The 4,721-nt window shown below is 71.8% G+C and carries 3 protein-coding genes; all 3 read right to left on the reverse strand.

Annotated elements, in window-relative coordinates; translation table 11 throughout:
• Nucleotides 1-89: 89 nt before the first annotated feature.
• Nucleotides 90-731 carry a Uma2 family endonuclease gene (locus FOE67_RS16900; protein ID WP_182665165.1) on the reverse strand — a complete coding sequence of 214 codons (642 nt, stop codon included), beginning with the start codon at nucleotides 729-731 and terminating at the stop codon, nucleotides 90-92.
• 228 nt (nucleotides 732-959) lie between these two features.
• Nucleotides 960-3,554 carry an ABC transporter permease gene (locus FOE67_RS16905; protein ID WP_182665161.1) on the reverse strand — a complete coding sequence of 865 codons (2,595 nt, stop codon included), beginning with the start codon at nucleotides 3,552-3,554 and terminating at the stop codon, nucleotides 960-962.
• The gene (locus tag FOE67_RS16910; protein WP_182665163.1) at nucleotides 3,551-4,342 is read right to left on the reverse strand and encodes an ABC transporter ATP-binding protein; all 792 of its coding nucleotides are present in this window, start codon (nucleotides 4,340-4,342) and stop codon (nucleotides 3,551-3,553) included. Before FOE67_RS16910 ends, FOE67_RS16905 begins: the two co-directional genes overlap by 4 nt.
• Between the last annotated feature and the right edge of the window lie 379 nt (nucleotides 4,343-4,721).

Raw genomic sequence — 4,721 nt, forward strand, 5'->3', positions numbered from 1 at the left:
ACCCTACGCCCGCCCACCGACGCCCCGCGCCGTGCGGCGGCCCCGGGGACGGAGCCACCCGGCGCCGGCCGGGTCATCGGGGCCCCGGGTCATTCGACGATCAGGAAATCGTCGACGTCGAGCTCCACCGCCGGCCCGGCGCCGTCCGTACCGTCCGAGCCGTCGCCCCGGGGGTGCACGGGGAAGTCGGAGCCCATCCGCACCACCTCCGGCACGAGGAACCGCTCCCCCGACGGGTACACGGCCCGTGAGCGGTACTCGCCGCCCCGGGGGTCGGAGAACACCACCACCTCGCGCCGCCGCCGGTCCCCCACGAGGTAGACGGGGACGGCGGCGGCGGCGTAGCTCTGCGGCTTGGCCGTGAGGTCGGTGATCCGGTTGCTCGACGTGATCTCCACGACCATGCGGAAGACCTCGGGGGCACAACAGTTGAAGGCGACCGTGTGCTTGCCGAACCCGACTTCCACCACGGCCAGGTCCGGTACCGCGTAGTCCTCGTCCCCGGTGGGCAGCCACAGCCCCACCCCCTGCACCACCTCGGTACCGTGCCCCTGGAACGGCGCCAGGGCGAAGGTCAGGCGGGTGAGGGAGCGGGCGTGCCCGGAGTCCGGTGGGGGGGTCACGAGAAGGCGTCCTCCGACGATTTCCACGCGGTGACCGGGGAGCGCCTCGTACAACCCCTCGGCCGCGTCCAGCAGTGGGGTGCCGGCACGGGGGCCGACCACGGTCATCGCCACATCCGGCCTCCTGTCGCGCTCAGGTGTCACCGCACTCACTTCCGATCGTAGGGTCGCTCCGACCTGCTCCTCCCCGATTGTGTCCCCCCTCCGGCGGGCGCGCAGCGGTGTGGTGGGGGCGCGCGGTGCGGGGGCATGCCGCCGAACGCGCCGCCGCCCCCGGCGGGTCCCGGAGGACCCGCCGGGGGCGGCGGTCGGTGACGCGGCGGTGCGGCCGGACCGTCACTCGGTGGCGATGGCCCGCAGGATGTTCATCCGTCCCGCCCGGAAGGCCGGGATCAGCGCGGCCAGCAGGCCCACCAGGGCGGAGCCGATGAAGACGATCACGATCACGTCCACCGGGATCTCCAGGACGTCGATCCCCTCCAGCGCCATGACCTGTTGCGAGGCCCAGCCCCAGAAGAGGCCCAGGGCGACGCCCAGCACCGCTCCGAAGAGCGCGATGACCACCGATTCCAGTCGGATCATCCGCCGCAGCTGCCGCCGGGAGAGTCCGATGGCCCTCATCAGGCCGATCTCCCGGGTGCGCTCGACCACCGACAGGGCGAGGGTGTTGATCACACCCAGCACCGCGACGATGATCGCCAGCGCCAGCAGCCCGTAGACCATGTTGAGGAGCATGCCGACCTCGCTGCGGACCAGCTCCTTGTAGTCGGCCTGGTCACGGACCACGACCTGCGGGAACGGCTCCAGGGCCGCCTCCAGCGAGGCCCGGGCCTCGGCCTGCCGTCCCTCCTCGGCGATGGCGAAGACACCCCACGACAGCGGCATCGCCTCCGCCGGGACGAACTCCTCGGCCCCTTCGAGGCCGATGTAGGCGAGGTCGCCCTCCATCGTGGCGCCCGCCGAGACGGTGATGGCCCGCACCGTCAGGGTGGTGGTGCCCCCGCCCTGCGTCAGGACCTCCAGCTCGTCGCCGAGTTCCACGCCCTGCCGCTCGGCGACGGTGTCGGTCAGCGAGATGCCGCCGGGGGCCAGGGCCTCGTCGATGTCCCCCTCGGCGACATCGACGGAGAAGACCTGCGGGTAGGCCTCGTTGACCATGCCCAGGCTCTGGTCGAACGTCTCGCCCCCGTCCGCCGGGGTGAGTTCGGCGGGGAGCTCCCGGTACTCCGAGATCGCCTCCAGGTCATCCGCGCCCCGGGCGGCCTCGGTCGCCTCCGGCATCAGTGGCGAGAAGTTGTCGTTCTGGACGATGAAGTCGGCGCCGATGCTCTCGTCGATGGCCTTGTCGGTGGAGGCCACCAGGGAGGCGCCGGCCACCGACAGCGCCGACACCAGCGCCAGGCCGATCATCAGCGCGGAGGCGGTGGCACCGGTGCGCCGGGGGTTGCGCAGGGCGTTGCGCTCGGCCAGTCGGCCGATGGAGCCGAAGCCGCGCAGCAACACCGCGCTCAGGCCCCGGATCACCAGCCCCACCAGGGCGGGGGCGGCCAGCACCAGGCCGACCAGGGTCAGCGGGATGCCCACGCCCAGGAGTTGCCCGGCCGTGCCGGCGGACTCCGTGCCGGTGACGGCGATCAGCGCGACGGTGCCGAGCGCCAGCAGTGCGGCGCCGATCGCGGCCCGGATCCGTCCGGCCCTCACGTCGCCGGGGTTGCCGGCGTCCTGGAGGGCGGCCATCGGGGTGATGCGGCCGGCCCGGCGGGCGGGGATCCAGGCGGCGATCAGGGTGACCGTGACGCCCAGCACGATGCCGGTGACCGGCACCGTCCACCCGATGGTGAGGTCGTCGGTGCTCAGGTTCATGCCGAGCGCGCCCAGGATCGCCATCAGTGCGACGGCGATGCCGATGCCTGCGACGAAACCGAGCACCGATCCGATGACGCCCAGCAGCAGCGCCTCGATCATCACCGAGCGGTTGACCTGGCCGCGCTGCGCGCCGATGGCGCGGAACAGCCCGATCTCCCGGGTGCGCTGGGCGACCAGCATGGTGAAGGTGTTGACGATCAGGAAGATCCCGACCAGCAGGGCGATGCCGGCGAAGCCGAGCAGCACCCAGCGGATGATGTCGAGGAACTCCCCGAGCGCGTTGCGGTTGTCCTCCGCGTACTGCTCGGAGGTGCGCACCAGGTACTGCCCGCCATCCACGGCGGAGGCCACCCGGTCGCGCATCTCCTCGTCGGACACCGCACCGGTGGTGTCCACGTAGAAGGCGGTGTAGCCGTCCTCGCCGCCGAGCAGGATCTCCTGCGCGGTGGGGGTGTCCACGTAGAGCACGGTGGCGCCGGGGTTGGTGACCTGGAACTCCACGATGCCGGAGACGGTGGCCTCGAAGGTCCCGCCGACGCTCAGCAGTCGCAGCTCGTCACCGATGGCCACCGAGGAGTTCTCGGCGGTCTGCGAGTCCACCATCACCTCGCCGGAGCCCTCGGGGGCCGAGCCCTCGACGATCTCCATGGTGCGCAGTTCGACCGGCGTCCAGTTGGCGACGATGGTGGGCGCGCCGGTGGTGGGGCCGATGTTCTCGTTGTCGGCGTCCACCGCGACGACGCTCTGCGAGTCGAGGTAGCCGGTGACCTCCTCCACGCCGTCCACGTCGCGGATGGTCCCGGCGAGGTCGCCCGGCATGGTCTCGGGACGGCCGGTCATCGCGGGGGCCTGGTCGAAGCCGCCCTCGTCCTCCGCCGTGCCGGGCGTGACCATGACATTCGAGGCACTGACGGTGAACAGCCGGTCGAAGGTGGTCTGCATCGTCGCCGTGAAGACGAGCGTGCCGCAGACGAAGGCGACGGAGAGGAGGACCGCCAGCCCGGAGAGAATCATCCTCCCCTTGTGCGCGAAGAAGTTGCGCAGGGAGGTCTTCATCACGCTCACGACGTGCGCCCCCGGCCCTCGAAGCCCCGCATGCGGTCCAGCACCTTCTCGGCGGTGGGGTCGGTCATCTCGTCCACGATGGTGCCGTCCGCGAGGAACAGGATGCGGTCGGCGTACGCGGCGGCGCTGGGGTCGTGGGTGACCATCACGATGGTCTGGCCCAGGTCGTCCACCGAGCGGCGCAGGAACTCCAGCACCTCCGCGCCGGCCCGCGAGTCGAGGTTTCCGGTCGGCTCGTCACCGAAGATGATCGCCGGCTTGGAGGCCAGCGCCCGGGCGACGGCGACCCGCTGCTGCTGGCCACCGGAGAGCTGCGCGGGCCGGTGACCGAGTCGCTCGGAGAGACCGACGGTGTCGATCACCTGGTCCACCCACTCCCGCTCCGGCTTCCGGCCCGCGATGTCCATCGGCAGGGTGATGTTCTCCGCCGCCGTGAGGGTGGGCAGCAGGTTGAACGACTGGAAGATGAAGCCGATGTTGTCCCGGCGCAGACGGGTGAGCTGCCGGTCGTTGAGGCCGGTCAGTTCGGTGTCCCCGACCCACACCCGCCCGGAGGTGACGGAGTCCAGACCCGCCAGGCAGTGCATGAGGGTGGACTTGCCCGAGCCGGAGGGGCCCATGATGGCGGTGAAGGCGCCGCGGGCGATCTCCACACTCACCTCGTTCAGCGCGAGGATGCGGGTCTCGCCCTCCCCGTACGCCTTGACGACGCGCTCCGCACGGGCGGCCGCCGTCCCGCCGGATCCCCCGTCGTCCCCCGCGGTCGTCCGCGTTGCCGCCGCTTCCATGTTCTTCTCCCCTGACCGATCTCCGACGTATTCCTTATCCCACCCCAGAGGCTAGGGTTCCGCGCGTCGTGGCTCATCGCCCCCCGGAGGGAAACCGGTGGGGAGGCGGGTCATCACGTGGTCGCAGGATCCCCTAGGGGGCGCGCCGCCAGGATCGACCCCGACGTAGGGGAAGGTGCAAGTCCCTCCTCCGGGGACCCCGGCGGCGGGGTCGTTCCGGCCGGGCGCGCGGGAGTTCGGATCGCCGGTTCCGTTGGCCCCCGCGGGACCGTGACCTGCGCCCGGGCCCCCTGCTTCACCACCGCGTCACCGCCGGTTCACCGCCCGGCCGCCCATCGGTCTCCCCCGACGGATACCACTGGGCGGGCCCGCCCCCGCA

The organism is Streptomyces calidiresistens, from assembly GCF_014141525.1.
Classification (GTDB): domain Bacteria; phylum Actinomycetota; class Actinomycetes; order Streptomycetales; family Streptomycetaceae; genus Streptomyces; species Streptomyces calidiresistens.

Bases quoted from the DNA above. Each gene is read 5' to 3' on its own strand.
- FOE67_RS16900 (WP_182665165.1), bottom strand. From the start codon at position 731: ATGACCGTGGTCGGCCCCCGTGCCGGCACCCCACTGCTGGACGCGGCC.
- FOE67_RS16910 (WP_182665163.1), bottom strand. From the start codon at position 4,342: ATGGAAGCGGCGGCAACGCGGACGACCGCGGGGGACGACGGGGGATCC.